This window comes from Kluyvera genomosp. 3, assembly GCF_011765685.1.
GTDB lineage: Bacteria > Pseudomonadota > Gammaproteobacteria > Enterobacterales > Enterobacteriaceae > Kluyvera > Kluyvera georgiana_A.
On sequence record NZ_CP050321.1, the window covers coordinates 3154959 to 3181391 of the forward strand.

The 26433-nt window shown below is 58.2% G+C and carries 31 protein-coding genes; 21 read left to right on the forward strand and 10 right to left on the reverse strand.

What is annotated here, in order from left to right; all coding sequences use genetic code 11:
• Positions 1-99 precede the first annotated feature (99 nt).
• On the forward strand, positions 100-4062 hold the full coding sequence (gene putA, locus GY169_RS14955) for a trifunctional transcriptional regulator/proline dehydrogenase/L-glutamate gamma-semialdehyde dehydrogenase (RefSeq protein ID WP_167576218.1): 3963 nt from the start codon (positions 100-102) through the stop codon (positions 4060-4062).
• A gap of 38 nt (positions 4063-4100) precedes the next feature.
• Here the strand turns inward: putA and GY169_RS14960 are convergent, their stop codons facing one another.
• Both GY169_RS14960 and GY169_RS23450 read right to left on the reverse strand, forming a co-directional pair.
• Positions 4101-5126, reverse strand: coding sequence for an MATE family efflux transporter (locus GY169_RS14960; RefSeq protein ID WP_223882105.1), 1026 nt, complete (start codon positions 5124-5126; stop codon positions 4101-4103).
• Positions 5081-5440 (reverse strand): MATE family efflux transporter, encoded by a 360-nt coding sequence (locus GY169_RS23450; protein WP_223882106.1) that lies wholly within the window; start codon positions 5438-5440, stop codon positions 5081-5083. Before GY169_RS23450 ends, GY169_RS14960 begins: the two co-directional genes overlap by 46 nt.
• A gap of 197 nt (positions 5441-5637) precedes the next feature.
• Between GY169_RS23450 and GY169_RS14965 the strand changes: the two genes are divergently transcribed.
• On the forward strand, positions 5638-6033 hold the full coding sequence (locus GY169_RS14965; RefSeq protein WP_053390155.1) for a lysozyme inhibitor LprI family protein: 396 nt from the start codon (positions 5638-5640) through the stop codon (positions 6031-6033).
• Here the strand turns inward: GY169_RS14965 and rutR are convergent.
• The 3 genes from rutR to GY169_RS14980 form a co-directional block, all read right to left on the reverse strand.
• Positions 6030-6668: an HTH-type transcriptional regulator RutR gene (gene rutR, locus GY169_RS14970; RefSeq protein ID WP_053390154.1), complete on the reverse strand. Its 639-nt coding sequence runs from the start codon at positions 6666-6668 to the stop codon at positions 6030-6032. The genes GY169_RS14965 and rutR overlap by 4 nt on opposite strands.
• Before the next feature lie 117 nt (positions 6669-6785).
• Positions 6786-6962 carry a general stress protein gene (locus tag GY169_RS14975; RefSeq protein ID WP_053390153.1) on the reverse strand — a complete coding sequence of 59 codons (177 nt, stop codon included), beginning with the start codon at positions 6960-6962 and terminating at the stop codon, positions 6786-6788.
• 249 nt (positions 6963-7211) lie between these two features.
• Positions 7212-7514, reverse strand: coding sequence for a hypothetical protein (locus GY169_RS14980; protein WP_163447944.1), 303 nt, complete (start codon positions 7512-7514; stop codon positions 7212-7214).
• A gap of 285 nt (positions 7515-7799) precedes the next feature.
• On the opposite strand from GY169_RS14980, the gene wrbA reads away from it, so the two are divergent.
• On the forward strand, positions 7800-8405 hold the full coding sequence (gene wrbA / locus GY169_RS14985) for an NAD(P)H:quinone oxidoreductase (RefSeq protein ID WP_053390151.1): 606 nt from the start codon (positions 7800-7802) through the stop codon (positions 8403-8405).
• Positions 8406-8421: 16 nt separating this feature from the next.
• Entirely contained in the window at positions 8422-8649 is a 228-nt protein-coding gene (locus tag GY169_RS14990) for a YccJ family protein (protein ID WP_053390150.1), read from the forward strand.
• A gap of 62 nt (positions 8650-8711) precedes the next feature.
• On the opposite strand, the gene GY169_RS14995 is transcribed toward GY169_RS14990, so the two are convergent.
• Genes GY169_RS14995 through GY169_RS15010 form a run of 4 tightly spaced genes read right to left on the reverse strand, consistent with a single transcriptional unit; the run spans position 8712 to position 11814 of the window.
• A complete protein-coding gene (locus GY169_RS14995) occupies positions 8712-9395 on the reverse strand; it encodes an amino acid ABC transporter permease (RefSeq protein ID WP_167576219.1) in 684 nt (227 codons plus the stop codon).
• A complete protein-coding gene (locus GY169_RS15000) occupies positions 9385-10167 on the reverse strand; it encodes an amino acid ABC transporter permease (RefSeq protein WP_167577315.1) in 783 nt (260 codons plus the stop codon). The genes GY169_RS14995 and GY169_RS15000 overlap by 11 nt, the downstream gene beginning before the upstream one ends.
• The gene (locus GY169_RS15005; RefSeq protein WP_053390147.1) at positions 10167-10985 is read right to left on the reverse strand and encodes an amino acid ABC transporter ATP-binding protein; all 819 of its coding nucleotides are present in this window, start codon (positions 10983-10985) and stop codon (positions 10167-10169) included. The genes GY169_RS15000 and GY169_RS15005 overlap by 1 nt, the downstream gene beginning before the upstream one ends.
• A 1-nt stretch (position 10986) precedes the next feature.
• On the reverse strand, positions 10987-11814 hold the full coding sequence (locus GY169_RS15010) for an ABC transporter substrate-binding protein (protein WP_053390146.1): 828 nt from the start codon (positions 11812-11814) through the stop codon (positions 10987-10989).
• A gap of 428 nt (positions 11815-12242) precedes the next feature.
• Between GY169_RS15010 and GY169_RS15015 the strand changes: the two genes are divergently transcribed.
• The 5 genes from GY169_RS15015 (at position 12243) to GY169_RS15035 (ending at position 15003) form a co-directional block, all read left to right on the forward strand.
• On the forward strand, positions 12243-12653 hold the full coding sequence (locus tag GY169_RS15015) for a Spy/CpxP family protein refolding chaperone (RefSeq protein ID WP_053390145.1): 411 nt from the start codon (positions 12243-12245) through the stop codon (positions 12651-12653).
• Between the two features lie 4 nt (positions 12654-12657).
• Positions 12658-12909, forward strand: a complete 252-nt coding sequence (locus tag GY169_RS15020) for a late histone H1 (protein WP_167576220.1) — start codon at positions 12658-12660, stop codon at positions 12907-12909.
• Positions 12910-13098: 189 nt separating this feature from the next.
• Positions 13099-13677, forward strand: a complete 579-nt coding sequence (locus GY169_RS15025) for a TetR/AcrR family transcriptional regulator (protein ID WP_064548968.1) — start codon at positions 13099-13101, stop codon at positions 13675-13677.
• A 19-nt stretch (positions 13678-13696) separates the two neighbouring features.
• A complete protein-coding gene (locus GY169_RS15030) occupies positions 13697-14485 on the forward strand; it encodes a transcriptional regulator (RefSeq protein WP_167576221.1) in 789 nt (262 codons plus the stop codon).
• Positions 14485-15003: a FidL-like protein gene (locus GY169_RS15035; RefSeq protein ID WP_014839979.1), complete on the forward strand. Its 519-nt coding sequence runs from the start codon at positions 14485-14487 to the stop codon at positions 15001-15003. Before GY169_RS15030 ends, GY169_RS15035 begins: the two co-directional genes overlap by 1 nt.
• Positions 15004-15007: 4 nt before the next feature.
• Here GY169_RS15035 and fosA read toward each other — a convergent pair whose 3' ends face one another.
• On the reverse strand, positions 15008-15424 hold the full coding sequence (gene fosA, locus GY169_RS15040) for a FosA3/FosA4 family fosfomycin resistance glutathione transferase (RefSeq protein ID WP_167576222.1): 417 nt from the start codon (positions 15422-15424) through the stop codon (positions 15008-15010).
• 449 nt (positions 15425-15873) lie between these two features.
• Here fosA and GY169_RS15045 point away from each other — a divergent pair, with 449 nt between their 5' ends.
• From GY169_RS15045 to GY169_RS15100, 12 genes are read left to right on the forward strand one after another with little or no spacing between them, the layout of a single operon-like run.
• Positions 15874-16152 carry a BMC domain-containing protein gene (locus tag GY169_RS15045; protein WP_001540796.1) on the forward strand — a complete coding sequence of 93 codons (279 nt, stop codon included), beginning with the start codon at positions 15874-15876 and terminating at the stop codon, positions 16150-16152.
• Between the two features lie 16 nt (positions 16153-16168).
• The gene (locus tag GY169_RS15050) at positions 16169-16453 is read left to right on the forward strand and encodes a BMC domain-containing protein (protein WP_006821084.1); all 285 of its coding nucleotides are present in this window, start codon (positions 16169-16171) and stop codon (positions 16451-16453) included.
• Between the two features lie 14 nt (positions 16454-16467).
• Positions 16468-16746: a BMC domain-containing protein gene (locus GY169_RS15055; protein ID WP_015585230.1), complete on the forward strand. Its 279-nt coding sequence runs from the start codon at positions 16468-16470 to the stop codon at positions 16744-16746.
• A gap of 53 nt (positions 16747-16799) precedes the next feature.
• Positions 16800-18389, forward strand: coding sequence for an acetaldehyde dehydrogenase (acetylating) (locus tag GY169_RS15060; protein ID WP_167576223.1), 1590 nt, complete (start codon positions 16800-16802; stop codon positions 18387-18389).
• A 26-nt stretch (positions 18390-18415) separates the two neighbouring features.
• Positions 18416-18673 carry a EutN/CcmL family microcompartment protein gene (locus tag GY169_RS15065; protein ID WP_163447935.1) on the forward strand — a complete coding sequence of 86 codons (258 nt, stop codon included), beginning with the start codon at positions 18416-18418 and terminating at the stop codon, positions 18671-18673.
• A gap of 15 nt (positions 18674-18688) precedes the next feature.
• The gene (locus GY169_RS15070) at positions 18689-19843 is read left to right on the forward strand and encodes a 1-propanol dehydrogenase PduQ (RefSeq protein WP_167576224.1); all 1155 of its coding nucleotides are present in this window, start codon (positions 18689-18691) and stop codon (positions 19841-19843) included.
• Positions 19844-19868: 25 nt separating this feature from the next.
• On the forward strand, positions 19869-23255 hold the full coding sequence (gene cutC / locus GY169_RS15075) for a choline trimethylamine-lyase (protein ID WP_167576225.1): 3387 nt from the start codon (positions 19869-19871) through the stop codon (positions 23253-23255).
• Positions 23256-23304: 49 nt separating this feature from the next.
• Positions 23305-24252, forward strand: coding sequence for a choline TMA-lyase-activating enzyme (gene cutD, locus GY169_RS15080; RefSeq protein ID WP_163447932.1), 948 nt, complete (start codon positions 23305-23307; stop codon positions 24250-24252).
• Positions 24253-24263: 11 nt separating this feature from the next.
• A complete protein-coding gene (locus GY169_RS15085) occupies positions 24264-24677 on the forward strand; it encodes a BMC domain-containing protein (protein ID WP_167576226.1) in 414 nt (137 codons plus the stop codon).
• Positions 24674-25294, forward strand: a complete 621-nt coding sequence (locus GY169_RS15090) for a phosphate propanoyltransferase (protein ID WP_167576227.1) — start codon at positions 24674-24676, stop codon at positions 25292-25294. The genes GY169_RS15085 and GY169_RS15090 overlap by 4 nt, the downstream gene beginning before the upstream one ends.
• Before the next feature lie 11 nt (positions 25295-25305).
• Positions 25306-25986, forward strand: coding sequence for a hypothetical protein (locus GY169_RS15095; protein ID WP_167577316.1), 681 nt, complete (start codon positions 25306-25308; stop codon positions 25984-25986).
• A 19-nt stretch (positions 25987-26005) separates the two neighbouring features.
• A complete protein-coding gene (locus tag GY169_RS15100; protein ID WP_163447928.1) occupies positions 26006-26416 on the forward strand; it encodes a DMT family transporter in 411 nt (136 codons plus the stop codon).
• The last annotated feature ends 17 nt before the right edge of the window (positions 26417-26433 follow it).

Consider the following 26433-nt stretch of genomic DNA (forward strand, 5'->3'; position numbering starts at 1 on the left):
AACGGGCGTCACATTTAACACGGTTGCACAAAGTTGCAACATGGTGGATATTCCTGTTACGCAAAATAATATGACAACCGAGCAACAGGAGTAGATGGCATGGGCACCACCACCATGGGGGTTAAGCTGGATGACGCAACGCGTGAGCGAATTAAGAGTGCGGCGACCCGAATCGACCGTACCCCTCACTGGCTGATCAAGCAGGCAATTTTCAATTATCTGGAAAAGCTGGAAAACGATGAGGTCCTGCCGGAGCTACCTGCTCTGCTGTCCGGCGCTGCCAATGAAAGTGATGAAGCTGGCCATCCGGCGGAAGAAAACCATCAGCCGTTCCTCGAATTTGCCGAGCAAATCCTGCCCCAGTCGGTGACCCGCGCCGCGATCACCGCCGCCTGGCGTCGCAGCGAAACCGACGCCGTGCCGATGCTGCTGGAGCAAGCCCGTCTGCCGCAACCGATCGCCGAACAGGCGCATCAGCTGGCGTGGAAGCTAGCGGAAAAACTGCGCAACCAGAAAACCGCCAGCGGTCGTGCGGGCATGGTGCAAAGCCTGCTGCAAGAGTTCTCCCTCTCCTCTCAGGAAGGCGTGGCGCTGATGTGTCTGGCGGAAGCGCTGCTGCGTATTCCGGACAAAGCCACCCGCGATGCGCTGATTCGCGACAAAATCAGCAACGGCAACTGGCAGTCACACATTGGCCGCAGCCCGTCGCTGTTCGTCAACGCCGCGACCTGGGGTCTGCTGTTTACCGGCAAGCTGGTCTCCACCCATAACGAAACCAGTCTGTCGCGCTCGCTGAACCGCATTATCGGTAAGAGCGGTGAACCGCTGGTGCGCAAAGGCGTGGATATGGCGATGCGCCTGATGGGCGAGCAGTTCGTTACCGGTGAAACCATCGCCGAAGCGCTGGCTAACGCCCGCAAGCTGGAAGAGAAAGGCTTCCGCTACTCCTACGATATGCTCGGCGAAGCCGCGCTGACCGCCGCCGATGCACAGGCCTATATGGTCTCTTATCAGCAGGCGATTCATGCCATTGGCAAAGCCTCTAACGGCCGCGGCATCTATGAAGGCCCGGGGATTTCCATCAAGCTCTCCGCCCTGCATCCTCGCTACAGCCGCGCGCAGTATGACCGCGTGATGGATGAACTCTACCCGCGCCTGAAGTCGCTGACGCTGCTGGCGCGTCAGTACGATATCGGCATTAACATCGACGCCGAAGAGGCCGATCGTCTGGAGATCTCCCTCGATCTGCTGGAAAAACTGTGCTTCGAACCGGAACTGGCGGGCTGGAACGGCATTGGCTTCGTTATCCAGGCTTACCAGAAGCGCTGCCCGTTCGTTATTGATTATCTGATAGACCTCGCCACCCGCAGCCGTCGCCGCCTGATGATCCGTCTGGTGAAAGGCGCCTACTGGGATAGCGAAATCAAACGCGCGCAGATGGACGGCCTTGAAGGCTACCCGGTTTACACCCGCAAGGTTTACACCGACGTCTCCTATCTGGCCTGCGCCAAAAAGCTGCTCGGCGTACCAAACCTGATCTACCCGCAGTTTGCCACCCATAACGCCCACACTCTGGCGGCGATTTATCAGCTTGCCGGCAACAACTATTATCCTGGTCAGTACGAGTTCCAGTGCCTGCACGGTATGGGCGAACCGCTGTACGAACAGGTGGTCGGGAAAGTGGCCGATGGCAAGCTGAACCGCCCGTGCCGTATTTACGCGCCGGTCGGCACGCACGAAACGCTGCTGGCCTATCTGGTCCGCCGTCTGCTGGAAAACGGCGCCAATACCTCCTTCGTTAACCGCATCGCCGACCACAACCTGCCGCTGGACGAACTGGTCGCCGACCCGGTGCTGGCCGTGGAGAAAATGGCGCTGCAGGAAGGTACACCCGGTCTGCCGCATCCGAAAATCCCGCTACCGCGCGATCTCTACGGTAAAGGCCGCATTAACTCGGCCGGTCTGGATATCGCCAACGAACATCGCCTGGCGTCGCTCTCCTCCTCGCTGCTCAACAGTGCGCTGCACAAGTGGACGGCCAAACCGATGCTGGAGCACCCGGTTGCCGATGGGGATATGACGCCGGTAATTAACCCGGCGGAACCGAAAGACATTGTCGGTTACGTACGTGAAGCCAGCGAGCAGGAAGTGGAGCAGGCGCTGGAAAGCGCGGTCAACAACGCGCCAATCTGGTTCGCGACGCCGCCGCAGGAGCGCGCAGCCATTCTGGAACGCGCCGCCGTGCTGATGGAAGATCAGATGCAGCCGTTGATGGGCATCCTGGTGCGTGAAGCCGGAAAAACCTTCAGCAACGCTATCGCTGAAGTGCGCGAGGCCGTGGACTTCCTGCACTACTATGCCGGTCAGGTGCGTGACGATTTTGATAATGAAACCCACCGTCCGTTAGGCCCGGTGGTCTGCATCAGCCCGTGGAATTTCCCGCTGGCCATCTTTATGGGCCAGGTTGCCGCCGCGCTGGCCGCGGGTAACAGCGTGCTGGCGAAACCCGCCGAGCAAACGCCGCTGATCGCCGCACAAGGTATCGCGCTGCTGCTGGAAGCCGGCGTGCCGGCTGGCGTCGTCCAACTGCTGCCGGGGCGCGGTGAAACGGTCGGCGCGCAGCTGACCGCCGATGCCCGCGTACGCGGCGTGATGTTCACCGGCTCCACCGACGTGGCCAGCCTGCTGCAACGCAATATCGCCACCCGCCTCGACACACAGGGCCGCCCGACGCCGCTTATCGCTGAAACGGGCGGGATGAACGCGATGATCGTCGACTCCTCCGCCCTCACCGAACAGGTGGTGGTTGACGTGGTCGCCTCGGCGTTCGACAGCGCCGGGCAGCGCTGCTCGGCGCTGCGTATTCTGTGCTTACAGGACGATGTCGCGGACCACACCCTGACCATGCTGCGCGGCGCGATGGCCGAGTGCCGGATGGGCAACCCAGGCCGTCTGACCACCGACATTGGGCCGGTTATCGACGCTGAAGCAAAAGCGGGCATCGAGCAGCACATTCAGGCCATGCGCGCTAAGGGACGTACGGTATTCCAGGCCGCCCGTGAGAACGCCGAAGACAGCCGCGAATGGAAGAGCGGAACCTTTATTCCACCGACGCTTATCGAGCTGGAAAGCTTCGACGAGCTGAAAAAAGAGGTCTTCGGCCCGGTGCTGCACGTCGTGCGCTACAGCCGTAACCAGCTCGATACGCTGATCGAACAGATTAACGCTTCCGGCTATGGCCTGACGCTGGGCGTGCATACCCGTATTGATGAAACCATCGCCCAGGTGACCGGCAGCGCCAAAGTCGGCAACCTGTACGTCAACCGGAATATGGTGGGCGCAGTGGTCGGCGTGCAGCCGTTCGGCGGCGAAGGGCTCTCCGGCACCGGCCCGAAAGCGGGCGGCCCGATGTATCTGTACCGCCTGCTGGCAAGTCGTCCGGAAACGGCGCTCGCCACCACGCTGGCGCGTCAGGACGCCGGTCAGGTTGTCGATAGTCAGTTAAAAACCCTGCTGGAAAAACCGTTGCTCGCATTGCAGGAATGGATGGCGGATCGCCCGGAACTGCTGGCGCTGAGCAAGCAGTACGGCGAGCTGGCGCAGGCCGGAACCCAGCGCGTGCTGCCTGGGCCGACCGGCGAACGCAACACCTGGACGCTGGTGCCGCGCGAGCGCGTGCTGTGCGTCGCGGATAACGAATCGGATCTGCTGACCCAACTGGCGGCGGTGATGGCGGTGGGTAGCGAAGTACTGTGGCCGGACGCGCCGTTGCAGCGCGAGCTGGCGAAAACGCTGCCGAAAGCGGTCACTGAACGTCTGCACTTTGCCAAACCGGAAACGCTGATGAACAGCTTCTTCGACGCGGCAATCTACCACGGCGACTCCGACCAGCTGCGCAAACTGTGCGAGCAGATTGCGGCGCGCGATGGCGCGATTGTTTCGGTACAGGGCTTCGCGCGTGGAGAAACCAACCTGCTGCTGGAGCGTCTGTATCATGAACGCTCGCTCAGCGTGAACACCGCGGCAGCAGGCGGTAACGCCAGCCTGATGACGATTGGTTAACCCCTCAAACCCGGCGAAAGCCGGGTTTTTTATGCCCCTTAAAACATTGACTTCGTCGTCCACACCCGGCTGCGCCAGCGACGATACATCAGCATCGCCCGCAGCCCTTCATCAATAATGTAGGCCAGCCATACCCCTACCAGCCCCAGGCCAATATAAACACCCAGCAGATATGAGAACGGCAGGCTGACAATCCACATCACAATAATGCCGCAAATAAACGGGAAGCGGACATCGCCGGTGGCGTTGAGGCTGCTGATCACGATGATATTGGTCGCGCGCCCAAGCTCGAGCAAAATAGACAACATAAACAGCTTTTTGGTCAGGGCGATAACCTGTGGGTTAGGCGTAAAGAGTTGCATAATCGGCTCGGCCAGCAAAAAGATAATCAGGCTGAGAGAAAAAGCCACCAGCAGCCCCAGCCGCCAGCTTTTAACGCCCTGCCGGTAGGCGGATTCTATTTCCCTCGCCCCCACCGCGCGGCCAATAATAATCTGCGAAGCCTGGCCTATCGACATCGCAAACAGCGCCACGAACTGGCTGATGGTTGACGCATACACTTTGGTGGTTAGCGCCTCGGTGCCGAGAAAAGCGATAATGGCGGTCACCACCAGTTGCGACCCGGCGTAGGAGAGGTTCTCCCCGGCTGACGGCAGACCAAAACGCAGAATCGCCCCCAGCATTTTGCGCGAGCACTGCCGCAGCTTCTGCCAGCGAAACACGTAGCCGATGTATTTTTTCAGCATCCACGCCGACATCAGCATACCGATGACGTTGGCAATGCATACCGCGATCCCAACGCCGGTGACGCCCAGCCCAAGAAAGCTGAGCTGGCCGTAAAGAAACAGGTAGTTAAATACCACGTTTACCACGCTGACGGTGATCGGCACCAGCATCGCCTGACGCACAAAGCCGTGGGTACGCAGAATAGGTAAGATTGACGAATATAGCGCGATAATTACCGAAATACCGCCGATGATGCGGATAAACGGCGAACCAACCACCACCAGCTCATCACTTAGCCCGAGCATCCGCAGGAAGGCATCGCCAAACAGCACAAACACAGGCTCATCGCGACGCCGATCAGAAACGCCACCACCAAACCGTTGGTAATCACCCGCTCAACGCGCCGAAAACGCTTCGCGCCCAATAGCTGCGCCACCACGATTTGTACACCGACGGTGAGAAAACCGTAGAAGATCACCGAAATGGCGAGGATCTGATTAGCGACCCCGGTGGCGGCGACCGCTTCATCCGAATAGTGCCCTAACATGAAGACGCTGACGTAGCCGAGCATTAATCGCAGCAGCTGTTCGACAAATATTGGCCATGCCAGAGTAAACAGCCCCAGCCGAACCTGACTTTCCATGCCCGTCATCGCTGACGCTCTCCCTTTTTCAGTCTACACACGCACCCAACGCGGGATGATCAACCTTCTACACCCAAGGCGTCTATCCGAACATTGCGCTGGCTTTCAAAATCAGAAAAACACACGGTGGTAGGAGGAGATTCCGGGGTAAAATCGTGTTATATCCAGAGCCTGGACTCTGTAGCAATACTTTGGGGAGTTATCGAATGAAACGTGCATTATCGGCTCTCGCCCTGCTGCTCACCAGCAGTTACGCACTGGCAGACGCGTGCGACAACGCCAACACGCAGGCCGAGCTGAACAGCTGCAGCGCTGAACAATATCAGGCGGCAGATAAGAAGCTGAATCAAACCTGGCAGGACGTGCTCAAGCGCGCCGAGCCCGCGCAGCGCGATTTACTCAAGAAGGCCCAGAGCGCGTGGATTGCCCTACGCGACGCGGACTGCGCGTTTATGAGCTCCAGCAGCCACGGCGGCAGCGTGCAACCGATGGTCAACAATCAGTGCCTGACGGATAAAACCAACGAACGTGAAGCCTTTCTCGCCTCGCTGCTGCAATGTGAAGAGGGCGACCTGAGCTGCCCGCTGCCGCCGGCCAGCTAGCGTACGCGAATGCCGTCGATGATAATCCGCTGGACGTTTTCGACGGTCTGCTGGAAGAACGCCTCGTCGCGCAGCGTTTTCCCGGTGACCGCCTCCACCTGAGTGGCAAAATCGGCATAGTGCTGGGTGGTCGCCCAAATCATAAAAATCAGATGATGCGGGTCGATGGGCGCCAATTTTCCGCTCTTCACCCACGCCGCGATAATCGCCGATTTATCGGCCACCAGCGTTTTTAAATCGCCGGTCAGTTCATCCATCACCAACGGCGCGCCCTGCAGCATCTCCAGACAGAACAGCTTCGACGCCTGCGGGTAATCACGCGATACCTCAAGTTTGAGACGAATGTATTCGCTAATGGCAACCAGCGGTGCCAGATCTTCGCGAAAAGCACGCAGCGGCGCCAGCCAGATATCGAGGATCTGCTGCATCACGGCAACGTACAGCGCTTCTTTAGACGGGAAATAGTAGAGCAGGTTGGTTTTTGACACCCCGGCCAGCTCGGCAACCTGATCGAGGCGCGTGCCATGGATCCCATACTGGGAAAAGGTGTTCAGCGCGGCGGTGAGAATAGCCTGCTTTTTGGCGCTAACCGCCTGAGAACGTTTGCCGCTTTTCTTTACTGCATTCAGAGCCATACGCCCTCTCCTTGTGATTTTCTCCTATTTTGCGGCTAGCGAGGGCCGGCTTCAACCGGAAAAAGAAACCGCCGGTAAAACCGGCGGTTAGGTGAGAAACCATTACGTCATGCGCCGTTAGGTGCCGCGATGACTACCATGGCTATTTTTCCCGCCTTTTTTGCCCGCTTCTGAGGCGCGCTGGGGATCGTTTTTAAAGTTCCCGCCGCTATGCTGGCCCCCCTTACGACCTGCTTCTGATGCTCTTTCCCGGTCTTCAGCGAAGTTACCTGAACCGCCGCGATGGTTTGCCATTACTGACCTCCAGTTGAGAGAACGACATCGTGCATTACGTAGATGAAAAGCGTAATCACCCGCGATATAACGCGGTAGTGATAAGCATAGTCGCCGTAGGGATGTGAAACGGCAGCTGGTCATATTTTGACATATCTGCCGTCAGGTTTTACCCGCTGACGCCGGGGTGTTCCCCTAATCAACTCTTATCATGGGGGAAAATCGGCGACAGAAAAATGTGACATTATGCGTCAGCCGCACATCGCGAGGTTACTTCAGCACGCCCACATAGCTGCCGTCTTTCATCAGCCGGACTTTGCCGGTGCGCTTGTGAAATACCAACCGGTACGGCCCCTGAATATAGACGTCTGCATCGGCGTTATATTCCGCCTTCTCTGCCGCCGCGCCGTTCACCGTCACCCTATCGCCCTGCCGGGTGACCGTCACGCCGAAGCCTTGATAAATTTGCTGAGTGGCCATCTGCGCGTCCTGCGCGATCGCCGGGGCTGATACCAGCGAAATCGCCAGCAGGCTCGCGCCCATCATGACAGCCGCCGCTATTTGTTTCTTCATGCACCTACCGTTGTGTGTGACCCACCAGCGCATATTCTCCGGGAATGAGGCGCAAAAGTTGTTGATAACAATCAACCAAATAAATAGTTAATCGCCAATATTATTTATCATAGTTATTAATGAGTTACTGTTTTGATGCACCGCAGAGCCGGCCTTCGTTTAAAAAACAGGCAATCGCGTTGTTTAAGCGAGAATTTACTGGCGTGATGCAGCGAATCCGTCAGCACGGGCTATGCTTAATGAAGCTTGTTACGTAACCAACGAATTTGACACAGGAGAGTTAAGATGAGTGGAAAAGCAAGTGTTCTGGTGCTCTATTATTCCATGTACGGACACATTGAGACGATGGCTAAAGCCGTCGCGGAAGGCGCAAATAAAGTGGACGGTGTTGATGTCGTCGTCAAGCGCGTACCGGAAACCATGCAAGCAGAAGCGTTCGCCAAAGCGGGCGGCAAAGCGCAGGCCGTCCCGGTCGCTACGCCGCAGGAGTTAGCCGATTACGACGCCATTATTTTTGGTACGCCAACCCGATTCGGCAATATGGCCGGACAAATGCGCACCTTCCTCGATCAGACCGGCGGCCTGTGGGCGTCCGGCGCGCTGTACGGCAAACTGGCCAGCGTGTTTAGCTCAACCGGCACCGGCGGCGGTCAGGAACAAACCATCACCTCCACCTGGACTACGCTCGCCCACCACGGTATGGTGATTGTACCGATCGGTTATGCGGCGCAAGAACTGTTTGATATCTCGCAGGTTCGCGGCGGCACGCCGTATGGCGCTACAACCATTGCCGGCGGCGACGGCTCACGTCAGCCAAGCCAGGAAGAGTTGTCGATTGCCCGTTATCAGGGTGAATATGTCGCTGGCCTGGCCGTTAAACTCAAAGGCTAATTAAGGGAGAAGAGAGATGCCCACACAAGAAGGCAAAGCACATCATATAGGTGAATGGGCGAGCTTACGTAATACCTCGCCGGAAATTGCCGAAGCGATTTTTGAACTCGCAAAGTATGACGAAAAAGTCGCGGAAAAAATCTGGGAAGAAGGCAGCGATGCCGTTCTTGAGCTGGCCTTCCGTAAAACAGACAAAGATGCGCTGTTCTGGGGCGAGCAAACCATTGAACGTAAGAACGTTTAATTCGGACCTGACCAAATAACATCCCAGCCCGGCTGAGCATGACGCGACGCCGGGCTGTTTTTTTATACCGTCACTCGACGCTGCCAGCGCTTCGCCACCCTTTCCAGCCCAAAACAGAGCAGATAGTAGACCACGCCAATAAAGACAAAAATGGCCGTCGGGTAGATTTGTACGCGGTTATTCACCTGCCCGGCCACGGTCGTCAGCTCCGGGACGTTGACGATAAACGCCAGCGAGGTGTCTTTCAGCAGGCTGATGAAAATCCCCACCAGCGACGGCAGCACGTTGCGCAGCGTTTGTGGCAACAGAATTAACCGCAGACTCTGTCCGGCGCTAAATCCCTGAGTGAGTGCCGCTTCATACTGCCCCTTCGGCAACGCCTGCAGCCCTGCCAGCACCGAGTGCATCACTGATGCCGCGGTAAACCAGGCCAGCGCTAAGGTCACCGTGACCGCGCCGGGTAAATCGCTGCCGGTCAGCATTGGCAACAGGTACCACAGCCAAAAGATAACGAATATCAGCGGAATACCGCGAATAATCTCCGCCCACAGGTACAGTAAACGCCGCGTGATGCCGGGGAATCGCCATGCCGCACAGGCCAGCAACACGCCACCCGGCAGCGCTAATGCGCTCGCCCCCAGCGCCATCATCAGGGTCAGCGCGACGCCGCCCGGTTCGCCGTCCGCCAGTCGCCCCCACAGCAGATAGTCGAGGTTATCGACAATGACCGCCAGATTAGCGTTCATGCTGAATTCCTCCCTGCACATCCCTAACCTGACGTCGCCGCTTCGCCTGCCCTACTGGCTTTGGCCCCAGGCGGCTCAATAGCAGCCCCAGCACGACGCCGGTAAACAGGTACAGCACGGTGCCCACGGCAAAGGCTTCCAGCGCATGCGCGTTGTAGCTCTCTATCTGCCGCACCTGATAGGTCAGCTCGGCAAAACCAATGCCGCTGGCCAGCGACGAGAGCTTCATCAGGTTAAGATACTGGCCGACCACCGGCTGCCAGGCATTCGCCAGCCCCTGCGGCAACAGGATGTGGCGCAGCAACCCGGCGGTGGAAAAGCCCTGCGCCAGCGCCGCTTCCCGCTGCCCGTTCGGCACACTTTGCAGCCCCGCCGCCACCTCCTCAATCAGAAATGCCGAGGTAAAAACGCCAAGCCCCCATGCCGAGCAGAGAAATTCCGGCGTCAACCACCAGACGTCGCCGGGCAGAATCGACCAGTCATGCGGATCGTTCACAAAATCACGCATCCCCTGCGGCAAAAAGTTCCAGGCCGCGAAGTACCAGAACAGCAGCTGTACCAGCAGCGGCGTATTACGAAACAGCGACACCCAGCAGCCGGTAATGCCCTGCCCCAGCCGACCACCCGCCAGCCGCAGCAGCAAAAACAGCGTCGCCAGTACGCTTGCCAGCACAATTCCCGCAAGGGAAACCCACAGCGTGGTGAGAAAGCCCGAAATAATCCATTGCAGAGGCTGCCCGCTGAGCACCCCGTGCCAGTCGAAATTGCTCATCACGCCGTCCGCTCCTGATGCAGCGGATCCAGCACCTTCTGTAGAAAACGTACCGCACGAGGATGCTGCGGCCGGGCGAAAAACGCCGCCGGCGGCGCCACTTCCAGCACGTCGCCGCCGTCGATAAACACCACTCTGTCGGCGATTTCGCGGGCAAACTGCATTTCGTGCGTCACCACGATCATGGTGATACCGCTGTGGGCCAAAGATTGCATCACGTGCAGCACTTCGCCAATCATTTCCGGATCCAGCGCCGAGGTCGGTTCATCAAACAGAATAATCTGCGGCGACGAAGCCAGCGCCCGGGCGATCGCCACCCGCTGCTGCTGCCCGCCCGACAATTGCGAAGGCATAGCGTCCGCTTTTTCCGCCAGCCCCACCTGCTGTAATAGCGCCAGCGCCCGCTGATGCGCATCGCTGCGCGTCCAGCCGTGAACCGACTCCAGCGCCAGCATAATGTTTTGCGCCGCCGTCAGGTGGGCATAGAGATTGAACTGCTGAAAGACAAAGCCAATCCGGCTACGCAGCTGGCGCAGCGCCCGGCCGTTGAGCTGGCGGGTGGCTTTACCGTCCACCAGAATCTCGCCGCCGCTCAGGCTTTCAAGCTGGTTGATGAGGCGAATCAGCGTCGACTTTCCCGAGCCGGAAGGCCCAAGGATCGCCACCACTTCGCCGGGATTAATCGTCAAATCGATGCCGTTCAGCACGCGATGACTGCCGTATTCCTTCACCACCTGACGGAACTCCACGCTGGCGTTCTGCAGATGTGAAAAATCCGCGGCCTTCGCCGCGGAACGAGAGAGTAAAGCCGACAACATATTATTTTGCTTCTATGGTAAAGGAACGCGGCTGCGGCGCTTTCGTGGAAGGACCAAACCAGACATCATAAATTTTGGCTGCCTCGCCGGATTTCTCCAGCGCCACCAGCTCATCGTTCACCGCCTTCAACAGCGCCGGCTCCCCTTTTTTCACGCCCACGCCGATCTCTTCTTTACTCAGCAGATCCGGCAGGATTTTGAATTTCGCTTTATCCGGCGCTTCGCCCAACAGGCCCGCCAGAATGGTGCTGTCCTGGGTAATCGCCTGCACGTTGCCGTTGCGCAGCGCGGTCAGCGCCAGCGGGATATCATCATAGGAAAGCACGCGCGCCTGCGGGAAGCGCTGGTGCAGCGTCTGCTCGCCGGTGGTGCCTTTCACCGCGCCAATACGCGATTTGCTGTAATCGTCGAGCTTATCGCCGCTGCTCGCTGGCACCAGGAACTGCTGACCGGTGACGAAGTACGGCGTGGAGAAATCAATCACCTGCGCGCGCTCCGGCGTGATGGTGATATCGGCCACGATCAGATCCGCTTTGCCAGACTGCAACAGCGGAATACGGTTGGCCGGGTTGGTCGCCACCAGCTCCAGCTTCACGCCCAGCGATTTTGCCAGCGCTTTGGCGAAATCAACGTCGTAGCCCACCAGTTCATGGGTTTTGGCATCCACCGAGCCAAACGGCGGGTTCGCGTCAAAGGTGGCGACTTTCACCACCCCTTTGGCCTTAATATCCGCCAGCTGATCCGCCTGAGCGGTAAAGGTCGTGAAGCTGGCCGCCACCAGGCCGGTCACGATCGCGAGCTGTGCTACTGTCTGTTTTGTCTTTGCCATAATCTTTCTGGATACCCCTGTTTTTGTATTGTCTTTTTACGCTCCCACACCGTCTTCATCGGCACAAATAACGATTCGCTATGGCTTATAACGAAATATCCTTTAACGAAAGTGATTGTTATATAAAGGTAAAAAATTGATTAGCGTGGCTTAACTGCGACAAAAACCGCAAATGCTTAGCGATATTTCGCATTTCCACAGACACCGGGTTTGCTGCTGAAATAGCAGGGAGAGCGCGAAAGATTAAGACGGTCTTAATACGTAAAAAAGGATGATTTCACAGAGTCATTGTTTCCCATCGTTACCAACAGACACAACAATCCGCAAGCATCGTCAGCATCAGGCAACCTATTATTAGCCCGACAATAAATGGGGACTCCCCCGTCTGATGCTTCGGCGTCAATTCAAATGCTTTATGGATGACTACAATGAAAAAATTTACCCGCACGGCTTTACTGGTCGCAACGCTCGCTGGCGCAACCTTCACCGCTCAGGCCGCTGATGTCGCAGCCGCCCCGGCTCCGGCTCAGGACCCGATTGTTCAGCACCTGAAGCTGACCGATGCTCAGGTTTCTAAAATCAAAACACTGCACCAACAGCTGGAGAAAAACGTTCAGTCTATCTCGATGAAAGATGTTAAAGACGGCATGATCATCGATATGATCCAGTCCGGTAAATGGAACGAAGCGGGCGTGAAGCAGCAGCTGGCGGCATTCAGCAAAGTTGACCAGCAGGTACGCTACTACAAAGTGAAATACTACTTCGACTTAAGCCAGGTGCTGACCGCAGAGCAGCGTAAGCAGGTACAGAACGATCTGGCCCAGGCGGCAGCGGAGTAAGTCCATGAAAAAAATCACTCTGATGCTGGGCGCATGCGCTATGTTGATTTGCGGCGCAGCAACGGCGGCTAACGGCCAGGCTGTCAGCAAAGCGAAAACCGCCTGCCAGGATAACCCTACGCAGTGCGCTCAGGCCAAAAGCACGGCGAAAGCTAACGCACAGAAAGAGGCGAAAGCCGCAAAAGACGCCTGTGCGAAAAACCAGACCGCCTGTGACAACGCCAAAGCGAAGGCCAAAGGCGCCGCGCAGAAGTAAGTCGTTATCGTCATAAACGTTCGAACGCGGTGAGCCCCCTCACCGCGTTTTTTTGCCAAAACGGCACCTGGGTGATAACTGCCTGATTCATACTACGAATTGTGACCTCTCACGCATTAACCACATTCAATCTACTGACATCCCGTACGCCTTGATCGTCGTCAAAAATAATCATACCGTCTGGTCGGTATGATTCGGGCCATGAATATGGAAGCCCAACACCGCAAGAAAGATCCGGTCCGTCTGCACCAACAATTGCTGGAATCCGCGGCAATGATTGCTGGTCGGGATGGCATTGCCGCCCTGTCGCTGAACGCCGTTGCCCGCGAGGCAGGTGTCAGTAAAGGCGGTCTTATCCACCATTTCCCGAACAAGCAGGCGCTGATATTCGCCCTGTTCGCGCGTCTGCTGGCGATCATGGAAGAAGCGATTACCGCGCTGATGCAACAGGATGGCGTGAGCTACGGTCGGTTTACCCGCGCCTATCTGAACTATCTGGCGGATCTCACGGACACCCATGAAAGCCGCCAGCTTATGGTTTTGTCGCTGGCGATGCCCGATGAACCGGTGCTGCGCAAATGCTGGCGCGACTGGATGCTGGAGAAACTGGCGCAGGGCGATGAGCTGGATAACAGCCCAACCGGCACGCTGGTGCGCTACGCCGCTGACGGTATCTGGCTTTCGGAGTTGACGGAAGGGATCACCATGAGCGCCGACCACCGTCGCGCGCTGGTTGACTCCCTGAATAAAATGACGCTTCCCGCGTGAAGCACAGACTGAGGCCGCGATGCGCTACAACATCAATGCCCGTTTTATCTACGACGCCACCGACGGAACCCTGACGCTGCCGCAAAGCGATGAACCGGACAGCCAGCTATCCCTCACCGCCAGCGCCCTGTTTAACTATTTTCTGCGCCATACCGAGATTGTCAGCCGGGAAGATGTTCTGAAAAAAGTCTGGGATGACAATGGATTAACCTCATCCAACAGCAATCTGAACCAGTATCTCAGCATGCTGCGGAAGACCTTTCGCCATTACGGCGTCGATAACATCATCGTCACCGTCTCGCGCGGCTATTTGCAGCTTAACCCCGAGGTCATTATCGAAGCGATGGACGACGCGCCGCCGGATTCGCCACAACAGACGCCAGCCGAACCGCCGCCCGTTGCGACAACGCCAGACGCACCGCGCTCCGCACATGCCCGCGGGATGTGCTGGTACATGGCCGGAGCCTGCTTGCTCACCATTGCCCTGCTTCTGGTTACCTTCAGTCTGGTCGGCATCAGTGAATCCCAGCCTATCGCGCTGACCCGCCTCAGCCATAGCCAGTGCGAACTGCTGGCCAGCGATGAAATGCGACGTTCGGTCAGCGAAGAGTCCTACGGCAAAAACTTCGATGAGGTGCGCCAGCGGCTGAATATTGCCTGTAAACCCGGTGAACGTTTTCTTTTCTTCTACGGCGACCGGCTCGAAACCAACGGGCTGGGGCGCGTGTTCCTTGCCCACTGCGCCATGCATGAAGATAACCCGTTCAGCTATTGCGATAACTACTTTTACTACTCCTGGAAGCCGTAATGAGACTCGCGCCGCGTCCGTTCTTTGCCCTCTGCGTTCTGGTATTTATTGCCGCCGCCGCGTTTAGCGCCTGGCGGCTGCTGCCTGCCGACAACGCGGGTGTCATGAGCTGTTCCACTAAGGGCATCATGCGCTTTGAGAACATGGACAAAGAGAACGTTAACGGCAATATTCACTTCAATTTTGGCGCGCAGGGTAAAGGCTCGATGGTGGTCGAAGGTTACACCGACTCCGCCGCCGGCTGGCTCTACCTGCAACGCTACGTGAAGTTTACCTACAGCAGCAAACGCATCTCGGCCACCGAGCGTCATTACCGCATCAATCAGTGGGAATCGAGCGCCTCCTCGATTGATGAATCGCCGAACGTGATTTTCGACTACTTTATGCGCGAGATGTCCGACAGCCACGACGGGCTGTTTCTCAACGCTCAGAAGCTCAACGAAAAGGCTATCTTGCTCAGCTCTATCAATTCACCGCTGTGGATCTGCACGTTGAAATCCGGCAGTAAGCTGAACTAACCCGTCAATCAAAAAAGACCATCCCCTTGTAGGGGCGTTCGCGACAGGCGGCCAGCCGCTGCGCCAGATTCCCCACATGCAGCTCCAGCTTATGGCCGTCAGGGTCGAGAAAATAGTAAGACGCCCCTTCACTGCGGTTATCTTTCCATACCTCAGCCCCCGCGTGCGCCAGCAGAGCCACCACCCCGGCAAACTCTTCTTCCGCCACGCTGAAGGCGTAGTGGGTATAGTCGCTTTCCTGAGGGGGGGTTTTACGTCGCTGCGCATCCAGCGACAAGCACAGCCACAGCGCCCCACAGGAGAGATAGGCTCCGCTATCCCAGCGGGCGTGCAGACGCATCCCAGGTAACCGCTGGTAAAACGCCAGGCTTAACGCCAGATCGCTGACCGCCAGCGTCAGATGATTCAATCCCTGCAGCATGACTTTTCCTCCCGTTATCAAACCCTGTTGTAAACTGTGATCGGCGACGCATCCCCTCCAGGCCTCACCACATCACCGGCTAAAAAGCGCATTTTTTGCGTTTAGGCTACCGCCGGAAACCTGCGCCTCGCCACACTAATCCCCGCGCTATGTTACCCCTTTTTTGAAATCATTTAGCAATCCAATAACATTTCATACTCCCGGAAAAAGCGGGCTAAAAATCGCCTTATTGAAGACCAAATCAGCACCGACATTACAGCATAAAGACATAAATACACGGCCTGATAAGACTAAATCACAGAGTTATATCCTAAATAATTACATCTATCGGATTTAAGTTCCATCCAGATTCTCCCCCCCTATAGTGACATTCGAACGCCGCAGCCGTGGGTTAACGCCGTGACACGGCCGGTTTTCCTTAAATCACAACCTGTTCTGAGGAGAGAGCCATGGGTGATGCATTGGGGCTTATCGAAACCAAAGGTCTGGTGGCCTGCATTGAAGCCGCGGATGCGATGTGTAAAGCCGCGAACGTCGAGCTGATTGGCTATGAAAACGTCGGCTCCGGCCTGGTCACCGCGATGGTGAAAGGCGACGTCGGCGCGGTGAAAGCGGCGGTGGATTCCGGCGTCGAGTCCGCGCAGCGCATCGGGGAAGTGGTGACGTCGCTGGTGATTGCGCGTCCGCATAACGACATCAACAAAATTGTCATTAAACACAAGGCTTAAGGCCAGGAGAACGCAAATGGGTGATGCATTAGGTCTGATTGAAACCAAAGGGCTGGTGGCCTGCATTGAAGCGGCTGATGCCATGTGTAAAGCCGCCAACGTTGAACTGATTGGCTACGAAAACGTCGGCTCCGGCCTCGTCACCGCGATGGTGAAAGGCGACGTCGGCGCGGTGAAAGCGGCGGTAGATTCCGGCGTTGAGTCCGCACAGCGCATTGGCGAAGTGGTGACTTCACTGGTTATCGCGCGTCCGCATAACGACATCAACAAGATTGTCGCTCACTACAAAATTGCCGAATAACCGGAGAGAACATGATGAAAGAAGCGCTTGGCTTAATTGAAACCAAAGGGCTGGTGGCCTGCATTGAAGCGGCAGATGCGATGTGTAAAGCCGCCAACGTTGAGCTGATTGGCTATGAAAACGTCGGCTCCGGGCTGGTCACCGCGATGGTGAAAGGCGACGTCGGCGCGGTCAACGCGGCGGTGGATTCCGGCGTGGAAGCGGCAAAACGCATCGGTGAAGTGGTCACTTCCCGCGTGATTGCGCGTCCGCATAACGATATCGAAAAAATCGCGTCGCAGCATAAAGCATGACCTGACAGGGCACGCCCCGTCTGCACTCTTTTAGTCTGATGAAGGATAGACTCATGATTGAACTGGATACCGATTTGCTCTCTCGCCAGAACGCGCGAGAACTGGTGCGCAACGCCAAAAAGGCACAAGCCGTGATGGCCACCTTTTCACAGCAGCAAATCGACGCCATCGTGAAAAACGTGGCCCAGGAAGCGGCGCACCATGCCGAAGCGCTGGCGAAAATGGCCGCGGAAGAGACCGGCTTCGGCAACTGGCAGGATAAAGTCCTGAAGAACCGTTTTGCCTCGCTGCGCGTTTACGACGCCATCAAAGATATGAAGACCGTCGGCATCATTCATGACGATCAACAGAAAAAAGTGATGGACGTGGGCGTGCCGCTCGGCGTTATTTGCGCGCTGGTGCCTTCCACCAACCCTACCTCGACGGTTATCTACAAGACGCTGATTGCCCTGAAAGCCGGTAATGCGATTATTTTCTCGCCGCATCCGGGTGCGCGTCAGTGCAGCTGGAAGGCCATCGAGATTGTCAAACGCGCAGCCGAAGCGGCGGGCGCACCGGCGGGGATCGTCGACGGCATCACTGAACTGACGCTGGAAGCCACCTCCGAGCTGATGCACAGCAAAGAGGTGTCGCTGATTCTGGCGACCGGCGGTGAAGGGATGGTGCGCGCCGCCTACGCCTCCGGCACGCCAACCATCAGCGGCGGCCCGGGTAACGGCCCGGCGTTTATCGAGCGCAGCGCCGATATCCACCACGCGGTGAAAGACATCATCACCAGCAAAACCTTCGATAACGGCGTCATTTGCGCCTCCGAACAGTCGATCATCGTCGAACGTTGCATTTACGACGAAGTTCATCGCGAGCTGGAAGCCCAGGGCGCGTACTTTATGAACGAAGGCGAAGCGGCGAAAATGGCAGCCCTGCTGCTGCGTCCGAACGGCACGATCAACCCGAAAGTGGTCGGCAAAACGGCACTCTATTTAAGCCAGATGGCGGGCTTCTGCGTCCCGGCCAGCACCCGCGTGCTGATCGCCGAGCAGACTACCGTTTCGCACACCAACCCCTACTCCCGAGAAAAACTGTGTCCGGTACTCGGCCTGTACGTGGAAGAGGACTGGAAAGCGGCCTGCAACCGCGTGATGGAACTGCTGACCAACGAAGGCCTCGGCCACACGCTGGTGATCCACACCCGTAACCAGGACGTGATTCGCCAGTTCTGCCTCGAAAAACCGGTTAACCGCATTCTGATCAACACCCCCGCGGCCCTCGGCGGCATTGGCGCGACCACCAACATCTCTCCCGCGTTGACGCTGGGCTGCGGTGCGGTCGGCGGCGGTTCCAGCTCCGATAACGTCGGGCCGATGAACCTGCTGAACATCCGCAAAGTCGGCTACGGCGTGCGCTCCATTGACGAGTTGCGCGCACCGGGTAGCCGCGTCGAGCCACAGCCGACTATCGTCAGCCAGTCGGTCGACCCGCGCCGCAGCATCCTCGACGACGCGCGCTTCACCTCCCCTTCCCCAGCCGCCACTAGCGCAAGCGATAACCGCTTCGCCAGCGCGACGACAGAGCAGGAAGGCGAGATAAGCGAGCAAAACGTGGAACGCGTCATCCGCCAGGTGCTTGAGCGCTTAGGCAAGTAACGCATTGATATAAGGCGATAAAAACGATGATTCTCGCAAAGGTAACCGGACATGTCGTCGCCACGCAGAAATGCGATGAGCTACGCGGCAGCAACCTGCTGCTGATAACCCAACTGGACGACGATCAGCAGCCGATGAAGAACCGCACCTGGGTTGCCGTCGACAGCGTCGGCGCAGGCATGCACGACATTGTGCTGGCGGAAGAGTATTTCGCGCTTAACAAGGACCGTTACAAGGCGATGTCGGTGGTTGCCATTGTCGAGAACGTCTTTCGGGACGCGTAAGGAGTGAATAACCCAATGAGTGAATTTTTGCTGAAACCCCGGATCCGTTTTGGTCAGGACGCGCTTGCCGCCCTGAACGACGTGCCCGCTCAGCGTGCGCTGCTGGTCACCGACCAGGCGATGGTGAAATTTGGCCTCGCCTCCCGGGTGACCGACATCCTGCGCCAGCGCGGTATCGAGATGCAGGTCTGGGACGATGTGGTGGCCGACCCGGATATCGCCACCGTGGTGCGCGGGATGAAGCGCATGGACAGCTGTGCGCCGGATCTGGTCATCGCGTTGGGCGGCGGCTCCGTGATTGACGCCGCCAAGGCGGTTATTTTCGCTCTGGCGCAGACCCGTCCGGAGGCAGGACGTGAACGCCCGCAGTTTGTGGCGATCCCCACCACCAGCGGCACCGGCTCGGAAGTGACCAGTTTTTCAGTGGTCAAAGCCCATGCCGAAAAGCTGGTGCTGGTTGACCCGTCGCTGCTGCCGGATATCGCCATTCTTGACCCATCGCTGGTCGCCTCGGTACCGCCCGCCATCACCGCCGATACCGGTATGGATGTCCTGTGCCATGCGCTGGAGGCCTACGTCTCCACCGCCGCCAGCGACTTTTCCGACGCGCTGGCCGAGAAAGTGGTGCAGCAGGTGTTCCGTTATCTGCCCACCTGTTGGCGCAACGGACACGATCTGCTGGCGCGAGAAAAAATGCACAACGCCTCCTGCATGGCTGGCATCGCGTTTACCAATGCCTCGCTGGGCATCACCCACAGCCTGGCGCATGCGCTCGGCGGCGTATTCCGCGTACCGCATGGCCGCGCCAACGCCCTGCTGATGGGGAGCGTAGTGGCATGGAATGCGGACTATCAGGGTCAGTGCGACACCGCCGCCGCCCATAAATATGCCCGGCTGGCTCACCTGCTGGATCTGCCCGCAGCCACGACTCGCCAGGGGGTCAACAGCCTGCTGGTCGCTATTGCGGCGCTGAAAGAAGAAATGACGATGCCGACGGGAATACAGCAAACCGGCATTGATGCCGCCGATTTTGAGCGCCGACTGGCGGAAATGGTCGGCCAGGCGCTGCGCGATAGCTGCACCCCGACCAACCCACGCGCGCCGGACGCCCAGGCTTTAACCGAACTCTATCGCCAGGCATGGAGCGGCAGCGCCGCCCACTGCCGCTGAGAACAAGAACTGGAGAATCTTACCTATGGCACACTATAGCTTAACGCCGCGCGTCAAAGTGCTGGCTGAACGTTTACAGGCACACGCCAGCACCCTGTGCACCGAGCACGCCGCCATTCTGAGCGGCCTGGACGGCGATATTGCCGGCGTTCCCGCTGCCGTTAAACCGGCGCGCCGTTTCTATGAACTGATGCGCCAGCTGCCGCTGACCATCAGCGCCGATGAGCTGATCGTCGGCAACCAGACCCGCAAGCCGCACGGGGCGATTTTCCACGACGAAAACGCCGCGCGCCGCCCATCCGTCTTCCAGTTTCTGAATCTGAACAGCGATCTCGACTCCCCGGATTACAAGCTGGTGGTAGAGAAAGGCGTGCTGGCGATTAAACACCAGTTGGAAGAAAAGACCCGTACGCTCGGCAGCGCGGTCAGCCGCAGCGGCATGGATGAAGTGAACGGCTGTCGCGCGGCCATTTACGCCTGCGACGCGCTGATGGCGCTGGCGCAGAACCTGGCTAACAGCGCGGAACAGCTCGCCGCCGCAGAGACCAACGCCTACCGTAAGGCCGAACTGCTCGACAGCGCCGCTATTTTGCACCATGTTCCAGCCCACCCGGCGCGCAGCTTCAAAGAAGCCTGCCAGGCATTTTACCTGTTCCAGCTGGCGCTCCAGCTGGATAACGGCAGCTACGCGGTCAACCCGGAAGGCGCAGACAAAGCGCTGCTGCCGTACTACCAGCACGACATCGCCAACGGCACGCTGAATGAAGCGCAAGCCTATGAGATCGTCGAATGCCTGTGGTTTAAACTGGCAGAGCTGAGCGAAGTCCGCGCCGCCAGCGCTATCGACGGCTACCCGATGTTCGATGCCCTGCTCCACGGCGCGAGCCTTGAAAACGCGGGTATCAACGAACTTTCCACCATGTTCCTCAGCGCGCAGCAAAACCTCAGCGCCCTGCGCCTTCCGGTGCGTCTGTTCAGCGGCGAGCAGAAAGTCGCCGCCGTGCCGTTCGCCGCCGCAAGCGAAACTCCCACCACGGAAGGCCTGACTCCGCGCATGCAGCGTCTGCGTAACCACTACCTGACCGTGCGTCCGAGCGTCTCTATCTACCGCGCGCTGGCCTTTACCGAAGTGGTGAAAGCCAATCCAGGCATGCCGACCATTCTGCTGCGCGCCAAAGCCTTCCGCCACGCCTGCGAAACCGCGCCGATTCTGATTCAGGACGACGAGCTGATCGTCGGCCATCCGTGCGGCAAGCCGCGCGCGGGCGCCTTCTCCCCGGATATCGCCTGGCGCTGGGTGCGCGACGAACTCGATACCATGAGCACCCGCCCGCAGGATCCATTTGAGATCAGCGAAGAAGACAAGAAAACCATCCGCGAAGAGATCGTCCCGTTCTGGGAAGGCCGCTCGCTGGATGAGATCTGCGAAGCACAGTACCGCGAAGCAGGCGTCTGGGCGTTCAGCGGCGAGACCTTCGTCAGCGACCTCTCCTACCACCAGATCAACGGCGGCGGCGACACCTGTCCGGGCTATGACGTGCTGCTGTTCACCAAAGGCATGAACGGCATTAAAGCGGATGCCGAGGCACAGCTCGCCAGCCTGAGCATGGAAAACCCGGAAGATATCGACCGTATTTACTACTACAAAGCGGCGATTGAAACCTGCGAAGGGGTGATTAACTACGCCCACCGTATCGCCGCCCGCGCTCGCGAACTGGCCGCGCTGGAGCAAAATCCTCAGCGTCGCGCCGAGCTGCTGACCATCGCCGAAGTGAACCAGAACGTCCCGGCCAATCCGCCGAAAACCTTGCAGGAAGCGCTGCAAAGCATCTGGACGGTGGAATCGTTGTTTGAGATTGAAGAAAACCAGACCGGCCTGTCGCTGGGTCGCGTTGACCAGTACTGCTACCCGATGTTTGAAGCCGATATCCGTGAAGGCCGCCTGACCCACGAAACCGCACTGGAGCTGATGCAGGCGTTTATCATCAAGTGCGCCGAACTGATGTGGATGTCCAGTGAGCTGGGTGCGAAATATTTCGCTGGCTACCAGCCGTTTATCAACCTGACCGTCGGCGGCCAGAAGCGTTCCGGCGGCGATGCCTGTAACGATCTGACCTACCTGATTATGGATGCCGTGCGCTTCGTGAAGGTGTACCAGCCGTCGCTGGCCTGCCGTATTCACAACCAGTCGCCGCAGAAGTACATGGAAAAAATCGTCGACGTGGTGAAAGCGGGCATGGGCTTCCCGGCCTGTCACTTCGATGATTCGCACATCAAGATGATGCTGCGTAAAGGCTTCGATTTCGAAGACGCCCGCGACTACTGCCTGATGGGCTGCGTGGAACCGCAGAAATCCGGCCGCATCTACCAGTGGACCTCCACCGGCTACACCCAGTGGCCGATTGCCATCGAGTTCGTGCTCAACCGTGGCCGTATGGTGCTGTTCGATAGCTATCAGGGGCTGGATACCGGCGATCTGCGTGACCTGCACACCTTCGAAGAATTTGACGCGGCAGTGAAAAAACAGATCGCCCATATCGTCCGCCTGTCGGCCATCGGTACGGTGATCAGCCAGCGCGTCCACCGCGACGTAGCGCCAAAACCGCTGATGTCGCTGCTGGTGGAAGGCTGCATGGAAAAAGGCAAAGACGTCTCCGCTGGCGGCGCGATGATCAACCACGGTCCGGGGCTGATTTTCTCCGGTCTGGCCACCTACGTCGACTCCATGGCCGCGATTCGCAAACTGGTGTACGAGGATAAAAAATATACCCTCGAGCAGATGCGCGATGCGATGCTGGCGAACTTTGAAGGCTTTGAAGCGCTGCGCCGCGACTGCCTGAACGCGCCGAAATACGGCAACGATGACAACTACGTTGACCAGTACGCGCTGGATATCACCGAATGGACCGAGCGCGAGTGCCGCAAGTACAAAATGCTCTACTCCACCCTGAGCCACGGCACCCTGTCTATCTCCAACAACACGCCAATCGGTGAGCTGACCAACGCCACGCCGAACGGACGTCTGGCGTGGATGCCGCTCTCCGATGGCATCAGCCCAACCCAGGGCGCGGATAAGCAAGGTCCGACGGCGATCATCAAGTCGGTGAGCAAGATGAACGTGGAAACCATGAACATCGGCATGGTGCACAACTTCAAGTTCCTCAAAGGGCTGCTGGATACCCCGGAAGGTCGCCACGGCTTGATTACGCTGCTGCGCACCGCGTCGATTCTTGGCAACGGCCAGATGCAGTTCAGCTACGTCGATAACGAGGTGTTGAAAAAGGCCCAGCAGGAGCCGGAGAAATACCGCGACCTGATCGTCCGCGTCGCGGGTTACAGCGCCTATTTTGTTGAATTATGTAAGGAAGTTCAGGACGAGATCATCAGCCGTACGGTGATTGAGAAGTTCTGATAAGACGGACCGCTGTGGACAAGGAAGTCCGATGTTTCAGGAGGCAAGCGTGATAGCAAAGACAGAATTAACCGGGCGTATTTTCAACATTCAGAAATACTCGATCTACGACGGCGACGGCATCCGCACGCTGGTGTTTTTTAAAGGCTGCAATATTCGCTGCCCGTGGTGCGCCAACCCGGAAGGGTTAAGCAGCCAGTTCCAGGTGATGTTCTCGCAGGATAAATGCATTAACTGCGGCGACTGCGTCAACGTCTGCCCGGCGGGCATTCACTACCGGGCCGAAGAAAACGGCGCGATGAAACACTTCGTCAACCGCAATAAAGACTGCATTGGCTGCCGTAAGTGTGAAGAAATCTGTACCCAGAACGCGCTGGATATTATGGGCAAAGACGTCACCGTCAGCGAGCTGATGGACATCATCATGCAGGACTATGACTTTTACGTCTCTTCCGGCGGCGGCGTCACCATCGGCGGCGGCGAAATGAGCCTGCAAACCGACTTTGCCGTGGCCCTGTTCAGTGAATGCAAGAAGATGATGATCAACACCGCCGTCGAGACGCAGGGCACTACGCCGCTGGCCAACTACCAGAAGCTGGCGCCGGTCACCGATACCTTCTTGTTCGACATCAAACAGATCGACAGCGATCACCACAAAACGCTGTTCGGCATCGGTAACGAAGGCGTACGCCGCAACCTGGAGTGGCTGGTTGATTCCGGCGCGAATGTGATTGTGCGCATGCCGTTGGTGCGCGGCTACAACGATTCGTGGGAAGCCATTACCGGGGCGATTGATTACGTCCAGAAGCTGGCGAAGCGCGGCAATATTCGCCGTATCGATATGCTGCCGTACCACCAGCTGGGGCGCAAAAAGTACGAGCGCCTGGAGATGCCCTACCCGATTCTTGAGGACCCGACCTACAGCGTGGAAGAGCTGAACAAGCTTGAAGCGTTTTTCGCCCAGTTTGAGTTTGATATTCGCTTAGTTCGTCATTAAAGGAGCCGATAATGAAAAGTTTAGGCGTCATTGAAACACGAGGATTAGTCGCCGCCGTTCAGGCCGTCGACGCCGCCTGTAAAGCCGCGGGCGTGGCCTGTATTGGCTATCGCAAGGTGGGTTCAGGGCTGGTGAGCGTCTGCTTTGAAGGCGAAATCAGCGCGATTCATACCGCCGTCGAGCGCGGCGTTGCGGTGGCAAAAATCAGCGATCCGCAGGTCACATCGCTGGTGATTGCCCGTCCGGAACGCTGCGTGGTAGAGGCGCTCAGCAACCTGAAGGGCCACCCGCCGCGCGCCGCCGCGCCAACCACCGTGGTCGCTGAACCGGCAATCGAGGCTCCCGCCGTTGAGCCGCAGCCGCTGGTGCCCGCGCCGAACGCCGATGAGAAACACGCTGCCAATAAAAAAGGGAAGAAGGCATGATTGACGCCCTGCTACAGGAAAAAATCGCCGCCCGGCTGACCGAGTCTACGCCCGTCATTCCGGTCGGCATCTCTAACCGCCACGTGCATCTGTCGCAGCAGGACGTCGAAGCGCTGTTCGGCAAGGGCTATACCTTGACGCCGTTTAAGGCGCTGCGCCAGCCGGGACAGTTTGCCGCCGAAGAGTGCGTGACCATCGTCGGCCCGAAAGGCTCGCTCAGCAACGTGCGCGTGCTCGGCCCAACCCGGCCTACCACGCAGCTGGAAGTGTCGCGCGCCGACTGTTTCGCGCTAGGCATCAAAGCGCCGGTACGCGAATCCGGCCAGCTGGAGAATGCCGGCAGCGCGCTGCTGATCGGCCCAAAAGGCCACGTTGAACTGCACTCGCAGGTGATCTGCGCCTGGCGGCACATTCATATGTCGCCGCAGGATGCCCGTCAGCTAAACGTCAGCAATGGCCAGAAGGTGAGCGTGTGCAGCCACGGCGAGCGTCGGCTAACGTTTGATGAAGTGGTGGTGCGGGTGCGCGAAGATTTCGCCCTCGAATTCCACATCGATACCGAAGAGGCCAACGCCGCCGGGCTGAAAAACGGCGAGCAGGTGGCGCTGATAGGCTAACGGAGGCCATGATGACCGAGCAACAGATCGACCGTCTGGTGACGCAAATCCTCCAGCGCCTGCAGCCTCCCGTGCTGGTGATGGTGACCGCGGCGGAGGGGTATCGCCACGAGATTTGCCAACGCCTGGCGTGCTGCGGCGAGCGGCTGCATCTGGCGTTAAGCGCCGAGCTGACGGATGCTGAGCGCTGGCAGGCGCTTGGCGATGTGCAACCCGCGGAGATCTGGCACCGTGCGTTACCGCCCGCCCCCTACAAGGCGCTGCTGCTACCGTTTCTCGATTATCCGCTGGCGGCGGATCTGCTGAACGGCACGCTGCAAAGCCCGGTAGCGCAAAGGGTACACGATGCGCTACTGGCAGGCATTCCGGTGCTGGCGCTGCGTTATCTTTGCGACCCGCACAGCGAGCTCAACGCGCTACGCGGCGTCGCGCAGCCCGGCTACGCGGCGCAAATGAGCGCAACGCTGGAACGCCTGACGGCCAGTGGCATCACCCTGGGTACGCTGAACGAACTACTGGACAGGCTGACCGCGAACGCCAGGCCGCCAGCCGTCAGTGAAAGCCCACGGCGTTATCTGACTGTCACAGATATCGTCAATAATCCGGCGCTGGCCGAGTCACCCGACGCCGTGTTGACCGATGCCGCCGTCGATTTTTTAAAAGCACAGAAAAAAATAACCTTACCTCGATAACACACCCTGGAGTGTAGATATGTCTTCGAAAACAAAATGCTGGCTATGGATGCTGTTGGTTATCTTGTCGGAAACCTCGGCCACCTCAACGCTTAAAATGTTCGACTCCAGCGAAGGGATGACCAAAACCCTGCTGCTGGCGCTGATCGTGGTGCTTTACTGCATCTGCTACTACTCGCTCTCCCGCGCGGTGAAAGATATTCCGGTCGGTCTGGCCTACGCCACCTGGTCGGGAACCGGCATCCTGGTGGTCTCAACGCTGGGCATGGCGTTCTATGGTCAGCATCCGGATACCGCCGCCATCATCGGCATGGCGGTGATTGCCAGCGGCATCGTCATCATGAACCTGTTCTCGAAAATGGGTCATGAGGAGGCGGAAGAGACGCCGCCGACGCCGGTTTCCACCCTTGATAACAAAATCGCCAACTAACGCAGAAGGAATCGCTC